The organism is Micromonospora sp. NPDC048930 (assembly GCF_043197935.1).
In the GTDB taxonomy this organism is placed as follows: domain Bacteria; phylum Actinomycetota; class Actinomycetes; order Mycobacteriales; family Micromonosporaceae; genus Micromonospora.
On the sequence record NZ_JBICUB010000010.1, the window covers coordinates 239,718 to 260,754 of the forward strand.

The 21,037-nt window shown below is 75.4% G+C and carries 21 protein-coding genes; 10 read left to right on the top strand and 11 right to left on the bottom strand.

Annotated features, from left to right (window positions below; genetic code table 11):
* Positions 1–2: 2 nt before the first annotated feature.
* Positions 3–2,141 (bottom strand): SpoIIE family protein phosphatase, encoded by a 2,139-nt coding sequence (locus ACGFI9_RS25570; RefSeq protein ID WP_393181661.1) that lies wholly within the window; start codon positions 2,139–2,141, stop codon positions 3–5.
* Between the two features lie 199 nt (positions 2,142–2,340).
* Between ACGFI9_RS25570 and ACGFI9_RS25575 the strand changes: the two genes are divergently transcribed.
* Positions 2,341–3,210 (top strand): hypothetical protein, encoded by an 870-nt coding sequence (locus ACGFI9_RS25575; protein ID WP_393181663.1) that lies wholly within the window; start codon positions 2,341–2,343, stop codon positions 3,208–3,210.
* 59 nt (positions 3,211–3,269) lie between these two features.
* Here ACGFI9_RS25575 and ACGFI9_RS25580 read toward each other — a convergent pair whose 3' ends face one another.
* Complete coding sequence (locus tag ACGFI9_RS25580; protein ID WP_393181665.1) at positions 3,270–3,632, bottom strand: DUF6401 family natural product biosynthesis protein; 363 nt, start codon at positions 3,630–3,632, stop codon at positions 3,270–3,272.
* Positions 3,633–3,768: 136 nt separating this feature from the next.
* Between ACGFI9_RS25580 and ACGFI9_RS25585 the strand changes: the two genes are divergently transcribed.
* Entirely contained in the window at positions 3,769–4,236 is a 468-nt protein-coding gene (locus tag ACGFI9_RS25585) for a hypothetical protein (protein ID WP_393181667.1), read from the top strand.
* A 50-nt stretch (positions 4,237–4,286) separates the two neighbouring features.
* Here ACGFI9_RS25585 and ACGFI9_RS25590 read toward each other — a convergent pair whose 3' ends face one another.
* The gene (locus tag ACGFI9_RS25590; protein WP_393181669.1) at positions 4,287–4,499 is read right to left on the bottom strand and encodes a hypothetical protein; all 213 of its coding nucleotides are present in this window, start codon (positions 4,497–4,499) and stop codon (positions 4,287–4,289) included.
* 178 nt (positions 4,500–4,677) lie between these two features.
* On the opposite strand from ACGFI9_RS25590, the gene ACGFI9_RS25595 reads away from it, so the two are divergent.
* Positions 4,678–6,030 carry an MFS transporter gene (locus tag ACGFI9_RS25595; RefSeq protein ID WP_393181670.1) on the top strand — a complete coding sequence of 451 codons (1,353 nt, stop codon included), beginning with the start codon at positions 4,678–4,680 and terminating at the stop codon, positions 6,028–6,030.
* Positions 6,031–6,054: 24 nt separating this feature from the next.
* On the opposite strand, the gene ACGFI9_RS25600 is transcribed toward ACGFI9_RS25595, so the two are convergent.
* The 4 genes from ACGFI9_RS25600 to ACGFI9_RS25615 form a co-directional block, all read right to left on the bottom strand.
* Positions 6,055–6,318, bottom strand: coding sequence for a hypothetical protein (locus ACGFI9_RS25600; protein WP_393181672.1), 264 nt, complete (start codon positions 6,316–6,318; stop codon positions 6,055–6,057).
* Between the two features lie 105 nt (positions 6,319–6,423).
* A complete protein-coding gene (locus ACGFI9_RS25605; protein ID WP_393181673.1) occupies positions 6,424–6,885 on the bottom strand; it encodes an SRPBCC family protein in 462 nt (153 codons plus the stop codon).
* Between the two features lie 55 nt (positions 6,886–6,940).
* Positions 6,941–7,357 carry a DUF2795 domain-containing protein gene (locus ACGFI9_RS25610; RefSeq protein ID WP_393181675.1) on the bottom strand — a complete coding sequence of 139 codons (417 nt, stop codon included), beginning with the start codon at positions 7,355–7,357 and terminating at the stop codon, positions 6,941–6,943.
* Between the two features lie 84 nt (positions 7,358–7,441).
* Positions 7,442–8,419, bottom strand: a complete 978-nt coding sequence (locus tag ACGFI9_RS25615; RefSeq protein WP_393181677.1) for a YihY/virulence factor BrkB family protein — start codon at positions 8,417–8,419, stop codon at positions 7,442–7,444.
* Positions 8,420–8,564: 145 nt separating this feature from the next.
* Here ACGFI9_RS25615 and ACGFI9_RS25620 point away from each other — a divergent pair, with 145 nt between their 5' ends.
* On the top strand, positions 8,565–8,969 hold the full coding sequence (locus ACGFI9_RS25620; protein WP_393181678.1) for a ChaB family protein: 405 nt from the start codon (positions 8,565–8,567) through the stop codon (positions 8,967–8,969).
* A gap of 56 nt (positions 8,970–9,025) precedes the next feature.
* Here the strand turns inward: ACGFI9_RS25620 and ACGFI9_RS25625 are convergent, their stop codons facing one another.
* Entirely contained in the window at positions 9,026–10,459 is a 1,434-nt protein-coding gene (locus ACGFI9_RS25625; protein WP_393181680.1) for an aldehyde dehydrogenase family protein, read from the bottom strand.
* Between the two features lie 72 nt (positions 10,460–10,531).
* Here ACGFI9_RS25625 and ACGFI9_RS25630 point away from each other — a divergent pair, with 72 nt between their 5' ends.
* On the top strand, positions 10,532–12,136 hold the full coding sequence (locus ACGFI9_RS25630) for a phytoene desaturase family protein (protein WP_393181682.1): 1,605 nt from the start codon (positions 10,532–10,534) through the stop codon (positions 12,134–12,136).
* A 307-nt stretch (positions 12,137–12,443) separates the two neighbouring features.
* Here the strand turns inward: ACGFI9_RS25630 and ACGFI9_RS25635 are convergent, their stop codons facing one another.
* From ACGFI9_RS25635 to ACGFI9_RS25645, 3 genes are all read right to left on the bottom strand, one after another.
* On the bottom strand, positions 12,444–13,211 hold the full coding sequence (locus ACGFI9_RS25635; RefSeq protein WP_393181683.1) for a polyprenol monophosphomannose synthase: 768 nt from the start codon (positions 13,209–13,211) through the stop codon (positions 12,444–12,446).
* A gap of 111 nt (positions 13,212–13,322) precedes the next feature.
* On the bottom strand, positions 13,323–14,324 hold the full coding sequence (locus ACGFI9_RS25640) for an SDR family oxidoreductase (RefSeq protein ID WP_393181685.1): 1,002 nt from the start codon (positions 14,322–14,324) through the stop codon (positions 13,323–13,325).
* Positions 14,321–14,767, bottom strand: a complete 447-nt coding sequence (locus ACGFI9_RS25645; RefSeq protein WP_393181687.1) for an SRPBCC family protein — start codon at positions 14,765–14,767, stop codon at positions 14,321–14,323. Before ACGFI9_RS25645 ends, ACGFI9_RS25640 begins: the two co-directional genes overlap by 4 nt.
* Positions 14,768–14,948: 181 nt before the next feature.
* Here ACGFI9_RS25645 and ACGFI9_RS25650 point away from each other — a divergent pair, with 181 nt between their 5' ends.
* From ACGFI9_RS25650 to ACGFI9_RS25670, 5 genes are read left to right on the top strand one after another with little or no spacing between them, the layout of a single operon-like run.
* Complete coding sequence (locus ACGFI9_RS25650) at positions 14,949–16,634, top strand: HAD-IIIA family hydrolase (RefSeq protein ID WP_393181689.1); 1,686 nt, start codon at positions 14,949–14,951, stop codon at positions 16,632–16,634.
* Positions 16,631–17,605 (top strand): glycosyltransferase, encoded by a 975-nt coding sequence (locus ACGFI9_RS25655; RefSeq protein ID WP_393181691.1) that lies wholly within the window; start codon positions 16,631–16,633, stop codon positions 17,603–17,605. Before ACGFI9_RS25650 ends, ACGFI9_RS25655 begins: the two co-directional genes overlap by 4 nt.
* Positions 17,590–18,807 carry a glycosyltransferase gene (locus tag ACGFI9_RS25660; RefSeq protein ID WP_393181693.1) on the top strand — a complete coding sequence of 406 codons (1,218 nt, stop codon included), beginning with the start codon at positions 17,590–17,592 and terminating at the stop codon, positions 18,805–18,807. The genes ACGFI9_RS25655 and ACGFI9_RS25660 overlap by 16 nt, the downstream gene beginning before the upstream one ends.
* A complete protein-coding gene (locus tag ACGFI9_RS25665) occupies positions 18,807–19,487 on the top strand; it encodes an SIS domain-containing protein (protein WP_393181695.1) in 681 nt (226 codons plus the stop codon). Before ACGFI9_RS25660 ends, ACGFI9_RS25665 begins: the two co-directional genes overlap by 1 nt.
* 11 nt (positions 19,488–19,498) lie before the next feature.
* Positions 19,499–20,983, top strand: a complete 1,485-nt coding sequence (locus ACGFI9_RS25670; RefSeq protein ID WP_393181697.1) for a PfkB family carbohydrate kinase — start codon at positions 19,499–19,501, stop codon at positions 20,981–20,983.
* The last annotated feature ends 54 nt before the right edge of the window (positions 20,984–21,037 follow it).

Genomic DNA, 21,037 nt, shown 5'->3' on the forward strand with positions numbered 1-21,037 from the left:
ACTCACCCGGCGGGGATGAGGATCTCGAACCAGACGGTCGAACCGCGCACCGTCGGGTCGGTGCCCCAGGCGTCGCTCAGCTCCTCGATCAGGCCCAGCCCGCGCCCCCGACTGCTCAGCGTGTCGGTGCGGGCCCGGGTCACCTGACCCCGGGTGCCCGAGTCGGCCACCGAGACCAGCAGCCGTTCCGCGCTGAGGTCGATCTCCACCCGGGCCGCGGTCCCGGCGTGCAGCAGGGCGTTGGTGGTCAGCTCGCTGGTGCACAGCACGGCCGCGCCGATCACGCCCTCCGGCACCTGCCACTCGTTGAGCTGCGCGGTCATCCAGTGCCGCACCCGGCTCGGCGCGGTCGGCTCGGCCGGCACCTCCATGCCGGCCGAGCGGCTCGGCCTCACCGCGTGCTCCACCGCGAGCACCGCGACGTCGTCCTCGGTGGCGCCGGGCACGGCGGCGGTGGCGACCGCGCACAGGGCGCGGGGGTCCCCGCTGCCGGCGGCGGTCACCGCCTCGCCCAGTCCGGTCAGGCCGGCGGCCAGGTCCTGCCAGCGTCGCTCCACCACCCCGTCGCTGTAGAGCAGCAGGGTGTCGCCGGGACGGAACGGCACGGTGCTGGTCGGCGGGCGGCAGCCCAGGCCCAGCGGCGGGCCGGGCGGCAGCTCGACATACTCGGCGGCGGGTTCGGCGTCGGCCGGGCAGCGCCGGATCAGCGGCGCGGGATGACCGGCGCTGGCCAGGGTGATCCGCTCCCGGTCGGCGTCGATCACCCCGAACACCACGGTGACGAAGAGCTCCTGCGTCCCGCCCTCGACGCCCAGGCTGGCGACCAGCCGGTCCAGGCCGGCCAGCACCGCGTCCGGGCGGGGGTCGGCCAGGGCCAGCGCGCGCAGGGCCGCGCGTACCTGGCCCATCCGGGCGGCGGCCTGCACGTCGTGCCCGGCCACGTCGCCGAGGACCACGCCGAGCGCCCCGGAGGGCAGCACGAACGCGTCGTAGAAGTCGCCGCCGGCGGCGTTGCCGTCCACGCCCGGGTCGTACCGGGCGGCGATCCGCAACCGGGGCAGGTCGGGCAGCCGCTCGGGGAGCATGCTGCGCTGCAGCAGTTGCGCGGTGCCGTGCTGGGTCTCGAAGCGGCGGGCCCGCTCGGCGGCCTGACCGACCAGCTCAGCCGACGCGGCGAGCAGCGCCCGCTCCGCCGGGGACCACGGGTGCGGCGCCTGGTAGCCGACGGTCAGCGCGCCCCGGACCACCGTCGAGCGCAGCGGCAGCGAGGCGAGCGCCCGGATCTTCTGGTCGTGCCGGTCCGCCGCGGTCTCCCGTAACGGATGCCCGTCGGTGATGAAGGAGGCCACCCCGCTGCGGGCGGTCACCGCGACCGGGACGGAGGACTCGCCAGGCATCCGGCGCCACAGCGGCGGCAGCCGCTCGTCGGCCTCGTCCAGCAGCTCACCGCGGACCCGGCGGACCATCCGCCAGGCCGACCCCTCGTCGACCACGACGGAGACCCGGTCGGCGTCGAACGAGTCCAGGCAGTAGCGCAGGGTGACCCGGGCGACGTCGTCGAGGGTGAGCGTGCCGGAGAGCGCGGCGGCGAAATCGCTCAGGCTCTGCAACTGCTGGGTGAGGTGGGTGGTCTGCGCGGCCACGGTCAGCACGCCGACGATCTCGCCGGAGCTGTCCCGGACCGGCGAGTAACCCCGGGTGAACACCGGCGGCTCGGCGACGTCCCCCTGCCGGTCGATCGGCAGCACCGCCTCCCGCTCCAGGAAGGGCTCGCCCCGCCGGTACGCCCGCTCCAGCACCTCGCCGGCCCCCGGCTCGTGCCAGACGTCGGCGTACACCTCGGCCGCCGGCCGCCCGAGCGCCCCCGGATGCCGGGCGCCGATCAGCTCGGCGTACCCGTCGTTGTAGAGCAGGACCAGGTCCTCGCCGTAGAGCAGGGCCATCGGCACCGGCGAGGCGAGCACCAGGTCGACCACGGCCCGGACCGCCGGGTCCCAGCCCTCCGGCGCGCCGAGTGGGGTGTCCGCCCACGGGTGGGCCAGCACCGCCGCGGCGGCCCCGGACGCGACGGCACCCGCCTCCCGGGAAGCCCCCGGCCTGGGAGCTGACGGCGTGGGAACCCGCCCGACGGTGCCTGGCATGACCGCAGCCTATCCGGAGCGTGGCGCAGACGTTCCGATCACGTGTCCGGGTGGCGTACGGGTCCGCCGCCGCGCGGCGGTCTGGGCAGGTCAGGGGCCGGCTCGGCGGGCATGTCGGGAAATTGCCGCGGTTGGTGCGGCGTGCTGGGTGAAGCACTGGGTATGCGGGCGTCGCAGTTCACGCGACAGGAGGGACATCATGCCGAAAACCCTCGCGGTCGGGCAGGCCGACATCGGTGCCGCCCTGACCGACTTCTGGAGGTCGGTGCTGCTCTTCATCCCGAGGGCCATCGCATTCATCGTGATCCTCGTGGTGGGTTGGCTCATCGCCCGAGCCGTCCTCAAGATCGTGGACGCGGCACTGGAACGGGTGGGCTTCGACCGGGCCGTCGAACGCGGCGGCATCAAACGCGCACTCGAGAGAACGAAGTACGACGCGAGCGACATCCTGGCCAAGTTGGCCTACTACGCGGTGCTGCTGTTCACCCTGCAGTTCGCCTTCGGCGTCTGGGGACCCAACCCGATCAGTGACCTGATCCGGGGCGTCGTCGCCTGGCTGCCGCGGGCGTTCGTGGCGATCGTCATCGTGGTCATCGCGGCCGCCATCGCCAACGCGGTCCGGGATCTGATCACCGGATTCCTGGGCGGCCTCTCGTACGGCCGGGTGCTGGCCGACCTGACGGCGGTCTTCATCCTGGCGCTCGGCGTCATCGCCGCGCTGAACCAGGTGGGCATCGCCACCACCGTCACCACGCCGGTGCTGATCGCGGTGCTCGCCACGGTGGCCGGCATCCTGATCGTCGGGGTCGGCGGTGGCCTGGTGAAGCCCATGCAGGACCGCTGGGGCGGCTGGCTCGACCGGATGGCGCAGGAGTCCCGCGCGATCCGCGAGCAGCGCCAGGCGCAGGGCGCCGGCCGCAGCGACTACGAGCGGCAGATGGCCGACCGGGGTGGGCAGCCCGCGCCGGCGAGGGCGGAGTCGTCGATGTCCGGCGCTCGCGGGCAGGGCACGTACCAGTCCGGGAACGTGGGCGACGAGACCCAGCAGTTCCGCCGGCCGAACGGCTGAGCCGCAGCAGTGCGAGGGAGGGTGTCCGCGGGGCGATCGCGGGCGCCCTCCGGCGCGTCTCAGGCCAGGTGGCGGGGGTCCAGCGAGCGGGCCAGGGCGCAGACCGCGAGCAGTCGGGTGAGCAGCCAGTCCGGCTCCGACCAGTCGATCGGGGTGGCCGGCGGCGCCCAACCGTGCTCCCGGGCCGCGGCGCGGACGCCCTCGGCGTACCCGGCGAGGGCCGCCACGGTCAGCGGCCGGCTGTCGCCGTGCAGGCTGTCCCGTACGGCGGCCGCGTGCTGGTCCACCTCGGCGAGCAGGCCGGGGTTCGCGGTGGCCGCGGCGAGTCCGGCGGTGCCGACGGCGGCGGTGAGCGTGGTGAGGGTGGACCGCGCGGACACCACCGCGGAGCGGGCCGCCACCCGGTTGTCAGGCACACGCATGGTGACCGAGGCTAGCCGGGCGGCGACCGGGCCGACCTCGTCCGACCGGCTGATGCCCAGGTCGTCCGGGTGGCGTCCGGGCTCCGCCGGGGGGATTGACCCGGCCGGGCGGGGGCAAAGGGAAACCGCGCGAAGGATGCCGGGGCGGGACGGAGGGGGACAGCAGGTGGACGGACCGGACGAGGCGCACCGCCGGCCGGCCGGCGTGAGTGACGCCACGGTCGAGGCGCTCGGGAAGCTCAGCGAGGCCCTGGAGACCGTGGAGCGGGCGCGTGGGCACCTCTACTCGCTGCACCAGTTGATCGGTCACGCCGACCTCATGCTGGACGACGCGGTGGCGCTGTTCCGGTCCGCCGGTCACCAGGATCTCGCCGACCGGATCGACCGGGACCTGATCGGCCGCAACGTGATCGCCGGCCGCTGGACCTTCCAGATCGTCGAGGACTTCGACGACGGCTACTACGCGCTCTTCCGGGAGCTGGACCGCCGGGCCCGGGACGACCTGGTGGGCGGCCGGCGGCACCTCTACGAGGCGGAGATGAAGGAGCGCCGCCGCAGCCCGGGGCGGCCCGGGCACGAGGCGCGCCCCGGCGCCGACGGCTGAGCGCCGGGCGGCGGCCCGACGGAGCCGGGACGGCGGGCGGGTTCCCCGGGTCAGTCGGAGGAGCGGGCGTCCGCGGGCTGGCGACGCGTCGCGTCGTCGGCGATGATCACCGTCGCGACCATGAGCGCCACCACGAGGCTGAACAGCCAGGAGCTGTCCGCGACGAGCTTCGCGGCGACGGGCGCCTGGGCGGCGGCCAGCAGGAAGCCGAGCCAGGCGAGGCGACGCTGACGTGGGGTGAGGAAGCCGGTGCCCTGTTGCATCCCGAAAGTCTTACGCGGGGCCGGGGCATCGCCGTCACCCGTTCGGCCGATTCTGGATGGGCTGTCCGTTTTCCCGGACGCCCGTACCTCACTTCTTGTCGTTTCGGGTGAGTTACCGCGCACGTCCCCCGGGTACGCGGATTCGCCCTGCGTAGCGGGTGCGGCAGGATGAGGGATTGTGTCCCGCACCGCCCCCGCGCCCCGGCCGTCCCTGCTCCTCCTCGCCTACCTGGCGTTCGTCAGTCTCGGCCTCCCCGACGGGCTGATCGGGGTCGGCTGGCCCTCCATCCGGGTGGACCTGGGCGTCCCCACCGAGGCGGTCGGTGTGGTGCTCACCGCCGGCACCATGGCCTACCTGACCTCCAGCGTGCTGGCCGGCTTCACCCTGGCCCGGCTCGGCGTGGGCTGGCTGCTGGCCGGCAGCACCCTGCTCGCCGGCCTGGCCCTCACCGGGTACGCGCTGACCCCCGCGCTCGTCGTGATGGTCGGCTTCGCCCTGCTGCTCGGGCTCGGCTCCGGCGCGATCGACGCGGGCCTCAACGCGTACGCGGCCGGCGCGTTCGGGCCCCGGCACATGAACTGGATGCACGCGTTCTTCGGGCTCGGGGTGGCGATCGGCCCGCTGATCATGACCGGGGTCATGGGCGCCGGCTTGAGCTGGCGCTGGGGCTACGGTCTGGTCGGCGCCGCCCAGCTCGCCCTGGCCACCGCGTTCGCGCTCAGCGTCCGGGCCTGGCGGGACCGCGCGCCGGTCCCGGTGCCGGCCGACCCCGTCGCGCCCGGGATGGTCCCGGGCACCCGGGCCGAGCGGACCGCCGCGTCGGCCGGTCCGGCCGAGGTCGCCGTGGCCGGCGCGCCGGTCGCGCTGGCGGGCGCGGAGCGGGACGGGCCCGCGGGTGGGCCCGGGACGCCGTCCGGCGGAGCGCGCACGGGCGAGCCCGTCGCCCGGCCCCGGATCACCGAGACGCTGCGACTGCCGGCCGTCTGGCTGGGCGGGGCCGCCTTCGCCGTCTACGTGGCGATCGAGGTGACCACCGGACTCTGGGCGTTCCTGCTGCTCACCGAGGGGCGGGGGGTCGACCGGGCGCTGGCCGGGCTGGCCGTCTCCGGCTACTGGGGCAGCCTGTTCGTCGGGCGGGTCGTGCAGGGGGTGGTCGCGGAGCGGCTGGGCACCGCCGGGGTGCTGCGGGGCAGCCTGCTCGGCCTGGTCGCCGGGACGGCGCTGATCGCCCTGCCTGCCCCGGCCTGGGTGACGGTGGCCGGCCTGCTCGTGGTCGGCTTCGCGGCGGCCCCGGTCTTTCCGCTGCTCACCCTCACCACCGCGGAACGGGTCGGCGCGGCGCACGCGGACCGGACCATCGGCCTCCAGATCGGCGCGGCCGGGGTGGGTGCCGCGCTGGTGCCCGCGGGCGTCGGCGTGCTGCTCGCGCGTACCTCGGTGGTGGTGCTGGGGTCGGTGCTGGTGGTGCTCGCGGTGGCGCTCGTCGCGCTGCACGCCGCCGGGTCGCGCCGGACCCGGCCGGCGGCCTGAGCCGGCGCGAACCCCGCGCCCGGCTCACATGTTGTCCGGGCCGGTCCGTCCGGTGGTCGACGGCCGGTACGCCCGGTCCGCGTCGGTCATCTCCCGGCGCTCGGCCTCCGGGCCGGCGCCCCGGTCCACCGCCTCGGGCCCGTGGCCGAACGTGGCCTCCTCACCGGCGTCGTTGGCGGTGACGTCGTCGGCCTGCCCGTCGAGGGTCGACCCGGCGAGCGCCCGGTCCAGCTCGCGCAGGGGAGTACGTTCCTCGTCGCGCCACACGTGGCTGTCGTTGTCGGTCATTCCCCTGCCGTACCCGGGCCGGGTGATCGCAAACGGCGGGCGGGCACGGCGATGGCCGCCGGCGTGCCGGCGGCCATCGCGAGCTGTGTGTCCCGGGGGGCGAGATCAGGGGGTCGGTCGGTCGACCGTGCCGCGCCAGGCGCCGGTCTCCTGACCGCGTCGTTCGATGAACTGCTTGAACCGCTCCAGGTCGCCCTTGGCCCGCCGGTCCACCACGCCCAGCTTGTCGCCGGCCTGCTCGACCACGCCCTGCGGTTCGAACTCCATCTGCAGGGTGACCCGGGTGTGCCCCTCGTCGAGGCGGTGGAAGGTCACCACGCCGGCCTGCTGGGTGCCCCCGGTCGAGCGCCAGGCCACCCGCTCGTCCGGCAGCTGCTCGGTGATCTCGGCGTCGAACTCGCGCTTCACGCCGGCGATCTCGACCGTCCAGTGGGTCATCGTGTCGGAGAGCTGCCGAACCTCCTGGACGCCCTCCATGAAGTGCGGAAACTCCTCGAACTGGGTCCACTGGTCGTAGGCGGTCCGGATCGGGACGGACACGTCCACGTGTTCCATTACGCCGCTCATGTCGGGGATCCTCCTGTCCCGCCGGTGTCTTCTCGAGGATCGTGGGCCGATCCGCTCACCAGCGCGTCGTCTCGTTCTTGTGCCCGAGTGCGGCCCACACCTCGGAAACCGTCTCATACGGGATGTCCGGGGGCAGACCTTCCAGTGCCTCGATGATGTCGGCCGGCGCCTGGTTCTCCCGGGCGTTGGCCACCAGCGCCTCACGGTCACCGGGCAGGGCGGTCATGGTGATGAACCGGCCGAGGCGACTGCGCCCCTCCACGTCGTCCATGCTCATCCCCTGCGGGTTGCCGCCGCGGCTCGCACCGGCCGTCAACGTCTTCGGCTCCGGCTGGTCCTCACCCGCCGGCTCCGGCTGGCGGGACTCCTCGACGCGCGAGCCCCCGGCCCCCGGCCCCTGGACGAGGCCGCTGACGTCCTGCCGCATGTTGTCGTCGACCCTGGGTGAGTGCTTGCTGTTGCCACGTTCCATGCCGACTGACATGCCCGAGGGGGCCGCCGGTAAACCGGGGCGGACGGCCGTCCCGGGCATCGGGGCGGTCACCGGCGGAACCGGTCAGGAACCGGCCGGGCTGCGCGGCGTGAGGACCGGCTCTGCCGGGTCGGGGTCGCCGGCCTGGATCACCCGGCCGCGCTGGAGTTCGGCATTGACCTGCACGCCCAGCATCAGCGCGCAGTTGGACAGGTACAGCCAGACCAGGAAGGCGATCACCGCGCCGAGGCTGCCGTACGTGACGTCGTACGAGCCGAAGTTCGCGACGTAGAGGCCGAAACCGAAGGAGGCGAGCACCCAGGCCAGCAGGGCCAGCGCGCCGCCCGGGGTGAGCCAGCGGAACCGGGGCTGCCGGACGTTCGGGGCGATCCAGAACAGCAGCGACAGCAGCGTCATCGCCACCAGGGCCAGCAGCGGCCACTTCGCCACCGTCCACACCGTGCGGGCCAGGCCGCCGGCGTGCAGCAGGTCGCCCACCGCGTCGGCGACCGGGCCACTGACGATCAGCCCGGTGGCGACCACGGCGAGCAGCACCAGCGAGACCGCGGCCAGCCCGATCTGCAGCGGGCGCAGCCGGTAGAACGGCCGCCCCTCCTCGACGCCGTAGATGGCGTTGGAGGCCCGGGTGAACGCGCCGATGAACCCGGACGCCGACCAGAGCGCGCCGAGCAGACCGAAGCTGAGCAGCACCTTCGCCGAGCCCTGCTGCGCCACCACGCCGCGTACCACGTCGACGAAGCCGTCGTTGCCGACCACCGAGCCGGCCCCGATCTCCCGGGCCAGGTCGATCACCGTGTCGACGGTCCGCTCACCGTCGGAGACCAGGCCGACCAGGGCGACCACCACGATGGTGGCGGGGAAGAGCGCCAGCACGCCGTAGTAGGTGAGGGCGGCGGCCCAGTCCGCGCAGTTGTCCCTGACGAAGTTCCGCCCGCTGCGGACCAGCACCCCGCGCCAGGTCGCCCAGCTGAGCTGGCGGATCCGCCGGGGGAGGCGGGCCCGTTGCCCAGGGGTGAGCACCGGCTCCGTCGTCGCCGCCATGACCGCTCCCTTCGCCGCCGGGCGCGCACCGTCCCGCGCGTGGCCCGGCGGTACCCCGTGGTGAAAATCGACAAACCGGCTAGCGGTTTGCCGTCCTGGCCTGGGGGAACGGTCATAGGAACCCATCGAGACGGAGGAGGACGAGATGCCCGGGCGCGAGGTACTGCCCAGCACGCTGCGGCGCTCCCCGGACAAGGCGCAGCGGACCTGGGAGAAGACGCACGACTCGGCGGTCGAGACGTACGGCGAGGGCGAGCGGGCGCACCGCACCGCGTTCGCCGCGGTCAAGAATCAGTTCGAGAAGGTCGGCGACCACTGGGAGCCGAAGGGCCGCAAGGGCCCGAGCGACCGGCAGGCGGCCGGCGGCGGCCCGGAGCGGCGCGCCCCCACGGCCGCCGGGGTGGACGCCAACGCCCGGAAGGAACACCTGATGGAGGTCGCCAAGAAGCTGGACGTCCCGGGCCGGTCCCGGATGACCAAGCCGGAACTGGTCAAGGCGATCCAGAAGGCGAACGACAAGGCGACCCGCGAGGCGCGCGCCCGTCGCTGACCGCAGGCGACCGCACGGGAGCCCGGGGCCGCGTAGGTCCCGGGCTCCCGTCGTGCTCACCAGTGGCCGCCGCCCGGCGCCTCGATGTGCACCGTCTTGACCGTGCTGAACTCGTCGAGCAGTTCCGGGCCGTACCCGAAGCCCTGGCCGCTGCCGCGGCGTGGCTGCGCGGCACCGCCCGGCGCGCCCCCGAAGACCGCGTTCACCTTCACCGTGCCCACCGGCAGCTCCCGCCAGGCCCGCTGGGCGTGGCTCATCGACCCGGTCAGCACCGTCGCGGCCAGCCCGTACGGCGAGTCGGCAGCGCAGCGCAGCCCCTCGCTGAACGAGTCGACCACGACGACCGGGGCGACCGGCCCGAAGGTCTCCTCGCGGACCAGGGTCATCTCGTGCCGGCAGTCGGAGACCACGGTGGCCGGGTAGAAGGCGCCTGGCCCGTCCGGCACCGCCCCGCCGGTCCGTAGCCGCGACCCCTCGGCCACCGCCGCCGTCACCTGCCCGTGCACGTGGTCCCGGTGCCGCCGGTCCACCAGCGGCCCGAGCTGGGTCTGCGGGTCGCGACCGGGCCCCATGGTGAGCGCCTCGGCCCGCTCGACCAGCCCGTCGACGAAGTCCTCGGCGATGTCCCGGTGCACGTAGATGCGCTCCACCGCGACGCAGATCTGCCCGGCGTTGGCGAAGCAGCCCAGCGCGGCCTGCTCCGCCGCCCAGACCGGGTCGACGTTCGCGTCCACCACCAGCGGGTCACTGCCGCCGTTCTCCAGCAGCACCTTCGCGCCGGTGCGGGCGCCGGCGGCGGCGATCGCCCGGCCGGTGGCGGTGGAGCCCACGTGGGCCACCACGTCGACCTCCTGGCCGGCCAGCGCCGCGCCCACCTCGGCCCCGCCGGTGAGCAGCGACAGCACCCCGGCCGGCAGGGCCGAGTCCAGGGCCTTCGCCAGCAGCCAGCCGGTGGCCGGGGTGCGCTCGCTCGGCTTGTAGAGCACCACGTTCCCGGTGACCAGGGCGGCGCCGAGCAGCCCGCAGGAGACCGCCACCGGGTCGTTCCAGGGGGTGATCGCGGCGACCACGCCGCGCGGTTCGGGCGCCATGAAGTCCACCGAGGAGTGGCCGCCGTGCAGGGTCCGGCCGCCCCGGAGCGGCGCCAGCTCCGCGTACTGCCGGAGGGTGCCGATGCCGGCCGCCACGCCGCCGCGGGCGTCGTCCAGCGGCTTGCCCATCTCCGCCGTGGTGGCCTGCGCCAGTTCCTCGGCGGCGGCCGCCACCGCGTCCGCCGCCCGGTGCAGCGCCGCCGCCTGCTCCGCCGGAGCGGTCGTCGCCCAGTCCGTCGCCACGCCTCGGGCGGCCTCGACCGCCTTGCCCACCTCGTCCGCCGTCGCCACCGGCACGGTGGCCACCGGGGAGCCGTCCGCCGGATCGTGTACGACCAGCTCGCCTCCCTCGCCACCCGCGCCCCACACTCCACCTATGAGCTGCGCAACCGTGTACATGCGTCGGGGAGTGCCCCGACCCGGGGAAGGCAAACGCGTTTCGCCCGGTAACCGGCCGGGTAGGCGGATCGGATGATTTCGACCGGCACGTCGACCGCGGACGCCGTCGTCATCGGGGCCGGCCACAACGGCCTCGTCGCCGCCAACCTGCTGGCCGACGCGGGCTGGGACGTCCTGGTGCTGGAGGCCACCCAGGCCCCCGGTGGGGCGGTGCGCTCCGCCGAGGTGACCGCACCCGGCTACCTCAGCGACCTCTACAGCTCCTTCTACCCGCTCGGGTACGCCTCCCCGGTGCTGCGGGGGCTCGGCCTCGACCGGTACGGGCTGCGCTGGACGCACGCCCCGGACGTGCTGGCCCACCTGCTCCCCGACGGGCGGGCCGCGGTGGTCAACCGGGACCTGTCCGCCACCGCCGCCTCGCTGGAGACCTTCGCCCCCGGCGACGGGGACCGCTGGCGGCGGGCGTACGCCGACTGGTGCGAGGTGGCCGAGCCGATGCTGGACACCATCTCCGCGCCCTTCCCGCCGGTCCGGGGCGGGCTGGGCCTGCTGCGCCGGCTCCGGGTGTCCGGGGCGCTGCGGCTGGCCCGCCGGCTGGTGCTGCCGGTCCGCAAGCTCGGCGACGAACTCTTCCGGGGCGACGGCGGGCCGGCGCTGCTGGCCGGCTGCGCGCTGCACACCGACCTGTCCCCGGAGGAGGCCGGCTCCGGGGTGTACGGCTGGCTGCTCGCCATGCTGGGCCAGCAGGTGGGCTGGCCGGTGCCGGTCGGTGGCGCCCAGAAGATCACCGACGCGTTGGTGGCCCGGCTGGTCGAGCGGGGCGGGCGGATCGACTACGGCGCCCGGGTCGACCGGGTGCTCACCGCCCGGGGCCGGGCGATGGGCGTCCGCACGGTCGGCGGCGCCACCTGGCGGGCCCGCCGGGCGGTGCTCGCGGACGTGCCCGCCCCCGCGCTCTACCTGGACCTGGTCGGCGCGGCGGCGCTGCCGCCCCGGCTGGTCGAGGACCTGGCCCACTTCCGGTGGGACGGGTCCACGCTCAAGGTGGACTGGGCGCTCTCCGCGCCGGTGCCGTGGAAGAACCGGGCCGTGGCCGGCGCCGGCACGGTGCACCTGGGCGCCGACCTGAACGGGCTGACCGCGTACTCGGCGGCGCTGGCCCGGGGCGAGGTGCCGCGGGACCCGTTCCTGCTGGTGGGCCAGATGTCGGTGGCCGACCCGAGCCACTCACCGCCGGGCACCGAGTCGCTCTGGTCGTACACCCACCTGCCGTTCCGTCGGCACTGGCGGGCGGAGGACATCGCCGACCACGCGGCGCGGATGGAGGAGGTGCTGGAGGAGGCCGCCCCCGGCTTCCGCTCGCTGATCGTCGGGCGGCACGTGGCCGGCCCGGCCGACCTGGAGGCCGGCGACCCGAGCCTGGTCGGCGGGGCGCTCGGCGGCGGCACCGCGGCCGCGTACCAGCAGCTCTTCCTGCGGCCGATTCCCGGCCTCGGCCGCGCGGACACCCCGGTGGACCGGCTCTTCCTGGCCAGCTCGTCGGCGCATCCGGGCGGTGGGGTGCACGGCGCGCCCGGCGCGAACGCCGCCCGGGCCGCCCTGGCCCGGGACCGTGCGCTCACCGGCGATTTGTACGTGGGCCTGATCGGCGTGGCCCACCGGGCGGTCTACCGCTGAGCCGGCGTGCTGCCCCGTGGTCGCGTGGCCGGATCCGGCGGGGCGGCGACCACGATGCGTGATATCGGTGCGGCGGAAGGTGTCCACCCGTGTTGCCTTTGCTCTGCAGCCATATCCGCAGCGCTCACGGATCGTAGTGTGGTGCGGATATGGCTGCAGAGCGGCGAATTGCTTAACGGCAGGTCGGCGGGGTGCTGCGCGGATGGCTGCAGAGCAAAGGCAGTGGGGTGTCGTGAGTCGCGCAGCAAGAAGGCTCACGCTGCGTCACATGTGACGCAGCGTGAGCCCAGGTCGGTGCTCGTGCGGGTCAGCGGTCCAGGTTGCGGTGCTTGGCGCGTAGCTTGAACGGCATCAGCGCGCTCTCGATCTTGGTGGCGGTGGTCATCTTCGAGGTGCCCTCCCGCCGCTCCTCGAAGCGGATCGGCACCTCCAGGATGGTGTGGCCCAGCTTGGTGGCGAGGTAGTGCATCTCCACCTGGAAGCTGTAGCCGTTGGACTGCACCCGGTCCAGGCCGATGTCGCGCAGCGCGTCCGCCCGCCAGATCTTAAAGCCGGCGGTCAGGTCCCGGATCCGCACCTGGAGCAGGGTGTGCACATAGAGGTTGGCCCAGCCGCTGAGCGCGCGCCGGTACAGCGGCCAGTTCTCGTCCAGCTCGCCACCCGGCACGTACCGGGAGCCGATGACCACGCCGGCCTGGGTGGAAAGCAGCGCGCCGAGCATGCCGGGCAGCGCCTCCGGCGGGTGCGACAGGTCGGCGTCCATCTGCGCGACGAAGTCCGCGCCGTCCGCCAGGGCCCGGCCGATCCCGTCCACGTACGCCCGGCCCAGGCCCTCCTTGCCGGGACGGTGGACCACCGTCACCCGCTCCGGGTGCTCGACGGCCAGCTTGTCGGCGACCTCGCCGGTCCCGTCCGGGGAGTTGTCGTCCGCCACGAGCACCTTCAGACCCGGCAGCGGCAACGCGAGGAGCCGCTCGACCAGCACCGGGAGGTTGCCCGCCTCGTTGTAGGTGGGAACGACGACGGTCAGACGTGCGTCGCGCCACGGGGAGGGCAACTGCACGGGTTCGATCATCACGGACTTCCTCGGTCGGCCGACAGGTTCACCTGAGAGGGTAGCCAGTCCCCCCGGCGGGTCGGCACAGACGCCCGCCGGAAGGCTCCGGAGCGTCGCGACGACGGCCGGTCAGCGTAACCGGTGGGCCGCGCCGGTGGCCGCCAGCAGCAGCCCGCCGAGCGCCGCGACGGCCATCGCCGGCTTGTGGGTGCTCGCCCAGAGCGCGGCGGAGTGCCGCCGGGCCCGGTCGGTGAAGACCCCCTCGGCGCCCCGGTCCCGCTCGTCGTCGAGCGGACCATCCAGGTTGTCCCGCCAGGTGGCCGGGTCGATCGGCGTGTCGGTCTGCTGGCTGTCGTACCCGCCCCGGGCCAGCTTCCGGTCGAGCAGACCGGGGAAGAGGACGTTGCCCAGCCGGGCCCGCCAGGTCGGCCCGCCCACGTTCAGCTCGCGGGGCCCGTGGTCCGCCGCCCACAGCACCGCGCGGGCGGCCACCTCGGGGGCGAAGATCGGTGGCACCGGCTGCGGGTGCCGGGGCAGCCGGGTGCGTACCCAGGAGAACTGCGGGGTGTTGATCGCCGGCAGTTGCACCATCGTCAGCTTCACCCCGGGACACTCGTGCAGCAGTTCCGCGCGGACCGAGTCGTTGAAGCCCTGCACCGCGTGCTTGCTCGCGCAGTACGCCGACTGCAGCGGGATGCCCCGGTACGCCAGGGCCGAGCCCACCTGCACGATGGTGCCGCGGTCGTGGGCGCGCATGTGCCGCAGCGCGGCGAGCGTGCCGTGCACGGTACCCAGGTAGTTGACCTCGGTGACCCGGCGGAACTCGGCGGCGGTGATCTCCCAGGCCGGCGCGAAGACGGACACCATCGCGTCGTTGACCCAGACGTCCAGCCCGCCGAGGTGCCGCACGATGTCGTCGGCGGCCCGCTGCACCGCCCCGGCGTCGGCCACGTCCACCTGGTACGTCCGCACGTCGGCCGCGCCCAGCCGCCGGCAGTCCCGCTCGGCGGCGGCGAGTCCGGCCTCGCCCCGGGCGAGCAGCCCGAGCCGGGCGCCCCGGGCCGCGTACGCGCGGGCGACCGCGCGCCCCACCCCGGCGCTCGCCCCGGTGATCGCCACCCGTTGCGTCACCGGCCCGCCTTCTGTCGGGTGGCGATGTCGGAGAGCCGGCTCAGGGTCTCCTTGTTGCGTTGGTGCAGCACCAGATCGTTGAGCTTGGTGCGGATCCAGCGCAGCGGCCCGGCCGCGAACTCCTCGCCGATGGTGACCCGGGTCCGGCCCTCGGGCAGCGGTTCCAGGCTGAAGACGACGGTCGCCTCGCCGGCCGGCCAGAGCCCTGCCTTCAGCACCATCCGGTGCGGCGCCTCGCATTCCAGCACGGTGGAGGCGTCCTCCAGGGAGAACGGCCACGGGCCGGCCCGGTGGTGCAGCTGGCTGCCGACCCGGGGCCAACTGTCGTCCACGTCCCGGACGTGCACCGTGCCGACCACCCAGTCGCTGTACGTCCACCCGTCGGCGAGCACGTCGAAGACCTGCTGCGGGGGTGCGTCGATCACTTTCTCCACAATCGCCACCGGTATCCCATACCCCCGCCGGGTCCGCCGTTAACAGCCCGACCGGGTTAGCTTCTCGGGGGCGGCGGGTATCGCCGGACCGGACCGGCGCGGCGCGGTACCGACCGCCCGGCGAGCACCGGCGGAGGCGGCTCCGCCGAAGTTGATGTTTACTCCTCGGGGGGTCGGGAACCCGCCGCCCGTGCGACGGGACCACGAGCGGGATCAGTGCAGGTCAGCCGGGGTTGACCCGGGTGCTGGCCGGCTCCCGTCCGGCCTGTACGACGCGGTCCTGCTGGACCGGGACGGGACGCTCATCGAGGACGTCCCGTACAACGGCGACCCGGAGAAGGTCCGCCCGGTGCCCGGCGCCCGGGAGGCGCTGGACCGGCTGCGCGCGGCCGGCCTGCGCCTGGCGGTGGTGAGCAACCAGTCCGGCCTGGCCCGGGGCTGCTTCACCGCCGAGGACCTGCGCCGGGTCAACGCCCGGGTGGCGGAGTTGCTCGGCCCCTTCGACACCTGGCAGATCTGCCCGCACGGCGAGCCGGACGGCTGCGCCTGCCGCAAACCGGCGCCGGGAATGCTGCACGCCGCCGCCCGCGCGCTCGGCACCACCGCGGCCCGGTGCGTGATGGTCGGGGACATCGGCGCGGACATGACGGCCGCCGCGGCCGCCGGCGCCGCCGGCATCCTGGTGCCCACCCCGGCCACCCGGTCCGCGGAGGTGGCCGCCGCGCCGACCGTGGCGGCGGACCTGCCGGACGCGGTCGCGGAGATCCTGCGCCGGATGCGGTTGGTGGCCGCGCCCGCGTCGCCGCCCCCGCGGGGCACCGTCCTGGTGGTACGCAGCGACGCGGCCGGGGACGTGCTGGTCACCGGACCGGGCATCCGGGCGGTGGCGGCCGGGGCGGACCGGGTGGTCCTGCTCTGCGGGCCACGCGGCCGGGCGGCGGCGGAGCTGCTGCCCGGCGTGGACGAGATCGTCGAGTGGCCGCTGCCCTGGATCGACGCCCCGGCGCCGCCGGTCGACCCAGCGGGCATGCGGGAACTCGTCGACCGGATCGCCGCCGTCGGCGCGGACGAGGCGGTCGTCTTCACCTCGTTCCACCAGTCCCCACTGCCCCTGGCGCTGCTGCTACGGATGGCCGGCGTACCGAGGATCAGCGCGATCAGCGACGACTACCCGGGCTCCCTGCTCGACGTGCGGCACCGGGTACCCGCCGGAGTGCCCGAACCGGAACGGGCGCTCTCGCTGGCCGCCGCGGCCGGCTTCACGCTCCCCACCGACGACGAGCCGGGACTGCGGCTGCGGGTGGACCGGCTGCCCCCGACCCCGGCGGTGCTCGGGACGCCGGGCTACGTCGTGCTGCACCCGGGCTCCTCGGTCGAGACCCGGGCCTGCCCGCCCGAGCTGGCCACCCGGATCGTCCGGGTGCTCGCCGCCGCCGGCTACCGCGTCGTGGTCACCGGCGGCCCGGACGAGCGGGAGCTGACCGCCCGGGTCGCCGCGGCCGGCGGGCTCGACCTGGGCGGGCGTACCGGGCTCGGCGAACTGGCGGCGGTGGTCGCCCGGGCCGGCGCGCTGGTGGTCGGCAACACCGGGCCGGCGCACCTGGCCGCCGCGCTGGGCGTACCGGTGGTCAGCCTCTTCGCCCCGACCGTCCCGTTCGGACAGTGGGGGCCGTACCGGGTGCCGACCGTGCGGCTCGGCGACGCCGGGGCGGCCTGCCGGGACACCCGGGCCACCCGCTGCCCGGTCCCCGGCCACCCCTGCCTCACCGACGTGGAACCGGGGCGGGTGCTGGAGGCGCTGCGGCTGCTCGGCGTGCCCGCCGACGCGCCGGAGCCGGTGGGGGCGCTGCCGGTCCCCGGTGGGGTGGCGCGATGAACGTCCTGGTGTGGCACGTGCACGGGTCGTGGACGACGTCGTTCGTGCACGGCAAGCACCGGTACCTGGTGCCGGTCACCCCGGACCGGGGCCCCTACGGGCTGGGCCGCGCGCGGACGTACCCGTGGCCGGACACCGCGGTGGAGGTGACCCCGCAGGAGCTGCGCCGCGCCGAGGTGGACCTGGTGCTGCTCCAGCGCCCCGAGGAGTTCGACCTGGCCTGCGAGTGGCTGGGCCGGCGGGTGGGCCGCGACGTGCCGGCGATCTACGTCGAGCACAACACCCCCAAGGGCGACGTGCCGAACACCCGCCACCCGATGGCCGACCGGGACGACCTGCTGCTCACCCACGTCACCCACTTCAACGAGCTGTTCTGGGACAACGGCGGCACCCGCACGGCCGTGGTCGAGCACGGGGTGATGACCCCGGCCGTCGAGTGGACCGGCGAGCTGGACCGCCTCGCGGTGGTCATCAACGAGCCGGTCCGCCGCTGGCGGGTCACCGGCACCGATCTGCTGGCCCGGTTCGCCGAGATCGCCCCGCTGGACGTCTACGGGATGAAGGTGGCCGGCCTCGCCGACCATCTGGGCCTGCCGCCGGAGCGGCTGACCAGCCACGACGACGTGCCGCAACAGGCCATGCACGCCGAGTTGGCCCGGCGGCGGGCGTACCTGCACCTGTGCCGGTGGACCTCCCTCGGGCTGAGCCTGATCGAGGCGATGACCATGGGCATGCCGGTGGTGGCGCTGGCCACCACCGAGGCGGTGGAGGCGGTGCCGCCGTCCGCCGGGGCGCTCTCCACCCGGGTCGACGTGCTGCTGGCGGCGGCCCGGGCCCTCGTCGACGACCCGTCGGCCGCCCGCCGCGCGGGCGCCGCGGCCCGGGTCGCCGCACGGGACCGCTACGGCCTGGAGCGTTTCCTCGCCGACTGGGACCGGCTGCTGGAGGAGGAAGTATGCGCATCGCGATGATCTCGGAGCACGCCAGCCCGCTCGCCGTCCTCGGCGGCGAGGACGCCGGCGGCCAGAACACGCATGTCGCGGAGCTCTCCGCCGCGCTCGCCGCCGCCGGCCACGACGTGCGGGTCTACACCCGGCTCGACGCCGTGGACCTGCCCGTGACGGTGCGCGCCCCCGACGGGTACGACGTGGTGCACGTCCCCGCCGGCCCGGCCGAGCCGGTGGCCAAGGACGACCTGCTGCCGTACATGCCGGCGTTCGGGGAGTGGCTGGCCGAGCGGTGGCGCACCGGCGACTGGCAGCCCGAGGTGGTCCACGCGCACTTCTGGATGAGCGGGCTCGCCGGGCTCGCCGCGGCCCGGCGTACCGGGGTGCCGGTGGTGCAGACGTACCACGCGCTCGGCACGGTCAAGCGCCGCCACCAGGGCGCGCAGGACACCAGCCCGCCGGGCCGGTTGACCCACGAGCGGGAACTGGGCCGCGCGGTCGACCGGGTGGTCGCCCAGTGCCAGGACGAGGTCGCCGAGCTGGTCCGGATGGGGGTGCCCCGGTCCCGGATGACCGTCGTCCCGTCCGGGGTGAACCTGTCCACCTTCGCCCCGCTCGGCCCGGTCGCCGAGCGGGACGGCGACCGGCCGCGCATCCTCACGGTCGGCCGGCTGGTGGAACGGAAGGGCTTCCAGGACGTCATCCGGGCCACCGCGCTGGTGCCCGACGCGGAGTGCGTGGTGGTGGGCGGGCCACCGGCCGGGCTGCTGGAGACCGACCCGTACGCGCTGCGGCTGCGCGCCCTCGCCGAGTCGTGCGGCGTCGCCGACCGGGTCAAGCTGGTCGGCGCGGTGCCGCGCGAGGAGATGGGTCGCTGGTACCGCTCCGCGGACGTGCTGGTCGCCGCCCCCTGGTACGAGCCGTTCGGGCTCACCCCGCTGGAAGCCATGGCGTGCGGGGTGCCGGTGATCGGGACCGCGGTCGGCGGCCTGATCGACACGGTGGTGGCGGGCCGGACCGGCGACCTGGTGCCGGCCCGCGACCCGGCGGCGCTCGGCGCGGCGATCCGGCGGCTGTTCGGCGACCGGATCCGCCGCTTCGCGTACGCCACCGCGGCGCTGGAGCGGGCCCGGACCCACTACTCCTGGTCGAGCACGGCGGAGCGGCTGGCGGAGCTGTACGCCGAGGTGTCCACCGTGCGCCGGCCCACCCGGGTGGTCGCCTGATGGCGGCGCCCGGGCCGGCCGCCGGCGGCACGGTGCTCGAGGACCACCTGACCCACCTGGCCGCCGCCCTGCTGCCGTTCCGGCAGGCCGAGCACCTGCTGGCCCGGTGGGGCGGGGAGGTGGCGCAGCGGCTGGCCGGCGGCGGCCGGCTGCTGGTGGCCGGCAACGGCGGCAGCGCCGCCGAGGCCCAGCACCTCACCGCCGAACTCGTCGGCAAGCTCCGCGACGACCGCGAACCCCTCTCCGCCATCGCCCTGCACGCCGAAACCTCCGCCCTGACCGCCATCGGCAACGACTACGGCTACGACGAGGTCTTCGCCCGACAGGTCCGCGCCCACGGCCGACCCGACGACATCCTCCTGCTCATCTCCACCAGCGGCACCAGCACCAACCTGCTCACCGCCGCCCGCGCCGGCCGCGACACCGGCCTGCGCTGCTGGGCCTTCACCGGCCCCACCCCGAACCCACTCGCCGAACTGTGCCACGAGACCCTGGCCGTCGACTCGCCCGAGAGCCAGGTGGTGCAGGAGCTGCACCTGGTCGCCACCCACGTGCTCTGCGAGTACGTGGACCGGGAGCTGCCGGCGGTCCGCGCGGCCCGGACCGCGGTCGGACCGGTGCGGACCGGGGTCGAGGTGGTGCTCGGCGACGCCCCCGACCGGGAGGTGCAGGCCGGATGAGGAGGTCGAGCATGACGGGACCCGTGGTGGTGATCGGCGACACCCTGCTGGACCGGGACGTGGAGGGGACGGTGAACCGGCTCTGCCCGGACTCCCCGGTGCCGGTGCTCGACGAGACCACGTACGTCGACCGGCCCGGCGGCGCCGGCCTGGCCGCCGTCTTCGCCGCCGCCGCGGGGGCCGAGGTCGCGCTGGTCACGGCCGTCGCCGACGACGCCGGCGGGGCCCGGATCGGCTCCCTGCTCGCCGCCGCCGGGGTGCAGCTGTACGGGCTGCCGCTGGCCGGCGCCACCCCGGAGAAGATCCGGCTTCGCGCCCGGGGCCGGGTGCTGCTGCGGCACGACCGGGGTGGCCGGGCCGGCGAGGCGGGCGAGCCGAGCGAGGCCGTGCTGCGCCTGATCGCCGAGGCGTCCGCGGTGCTGGTCAGCGACTACGGGCGGGGTGTCGCGCGGCAGCCGGCGCTGCGGGCCGCGCTCGCCGCCACCCGCGCCCCGGTGGTGTGGGACCCGCACCCGCGCGGCCCGGCCGCGGTCCCCGGGGTGCACCTGGCCACCCCGAACGAGTCCGAGGCGCGGGAGCTGGCGAAGGCCCCGGCCGGCGCGTCCCGGCTGGTCACCGCGGCCCGGGGCGCGCAGGCGCTGCGCCAGCGCTGGCAGGCCGGCGCGGTGGTGGTGACCCTCGGCGGGGACGGCGCGCTGCTCTGCCACGCCGGCTCCACCCCGCTGGTGGTGCCCGCCCCCGCCGCCGAGGGGGACACCTGCGGGGCGGGCGACCGGTTCGCGGCCACCGCCACCCTCGCGCTGGCGCGGGGCGCGCTGGTCTCCGAGGCGGTGCAGGAGGCGGTCGCCGAGGCGTCCGCGTACGTGGCCGGCGGGGGAGTGGCCGCCGCGCTGCCCGCGCCGGTGCGGCGGGCCGCGCCGGTGGTGGTCGGCGGCGGCGGGGACCGGATCGGGGCGGCCGCGGCGGGCGCGGTGGTCGCCGAGGTACGCGCCGCCGGTGGCACCGTCGTCGCCACCGGCGGCTGCTTCGACCTGCTGCACGCCGGGCACGTGGCGACCCTCCAGGCGGCCCGGCAGCTGGGTGACTGCCTCGTCGTCTGCCTCAACTCCGACGCCAGCGTGGCCGGGCTGAAGGGACCGGAGCGCCCGGTCGTGCCGGAGGGCGACCGCAGCCGGCTGCTCGCCGCGCTGAGCTGCGTCGACGCCGTCCTGATCTTCGACGAGCCGACCCCGCACGCGGCGCTGTCCTGGCTGCGTCCGGACATCTGGGTCAAGGGCGGCGACTACGCCACCGGCGGCGGCGAGGAGACCCTGCCCGAGGCGGAGATCCTGGCCCGCTGGGGCGGGCACACGGTGGTCGTGCCGTACCTGGACGGGCGGTCCACCACCGACATGATCGCGGCGGCCCGGGCCGGCCGCGGCTCGGCCGCCTGGCCGGCCGCCACGGACGCGCGCCGGGCGGCGGTCCCCCGGTCGACGGCGGAGGGAGCACGATGAGCGGGCGCCAGCGAGCGAATCATCAGGACCGTGCCGTGGTGCCGCATGCCGGCG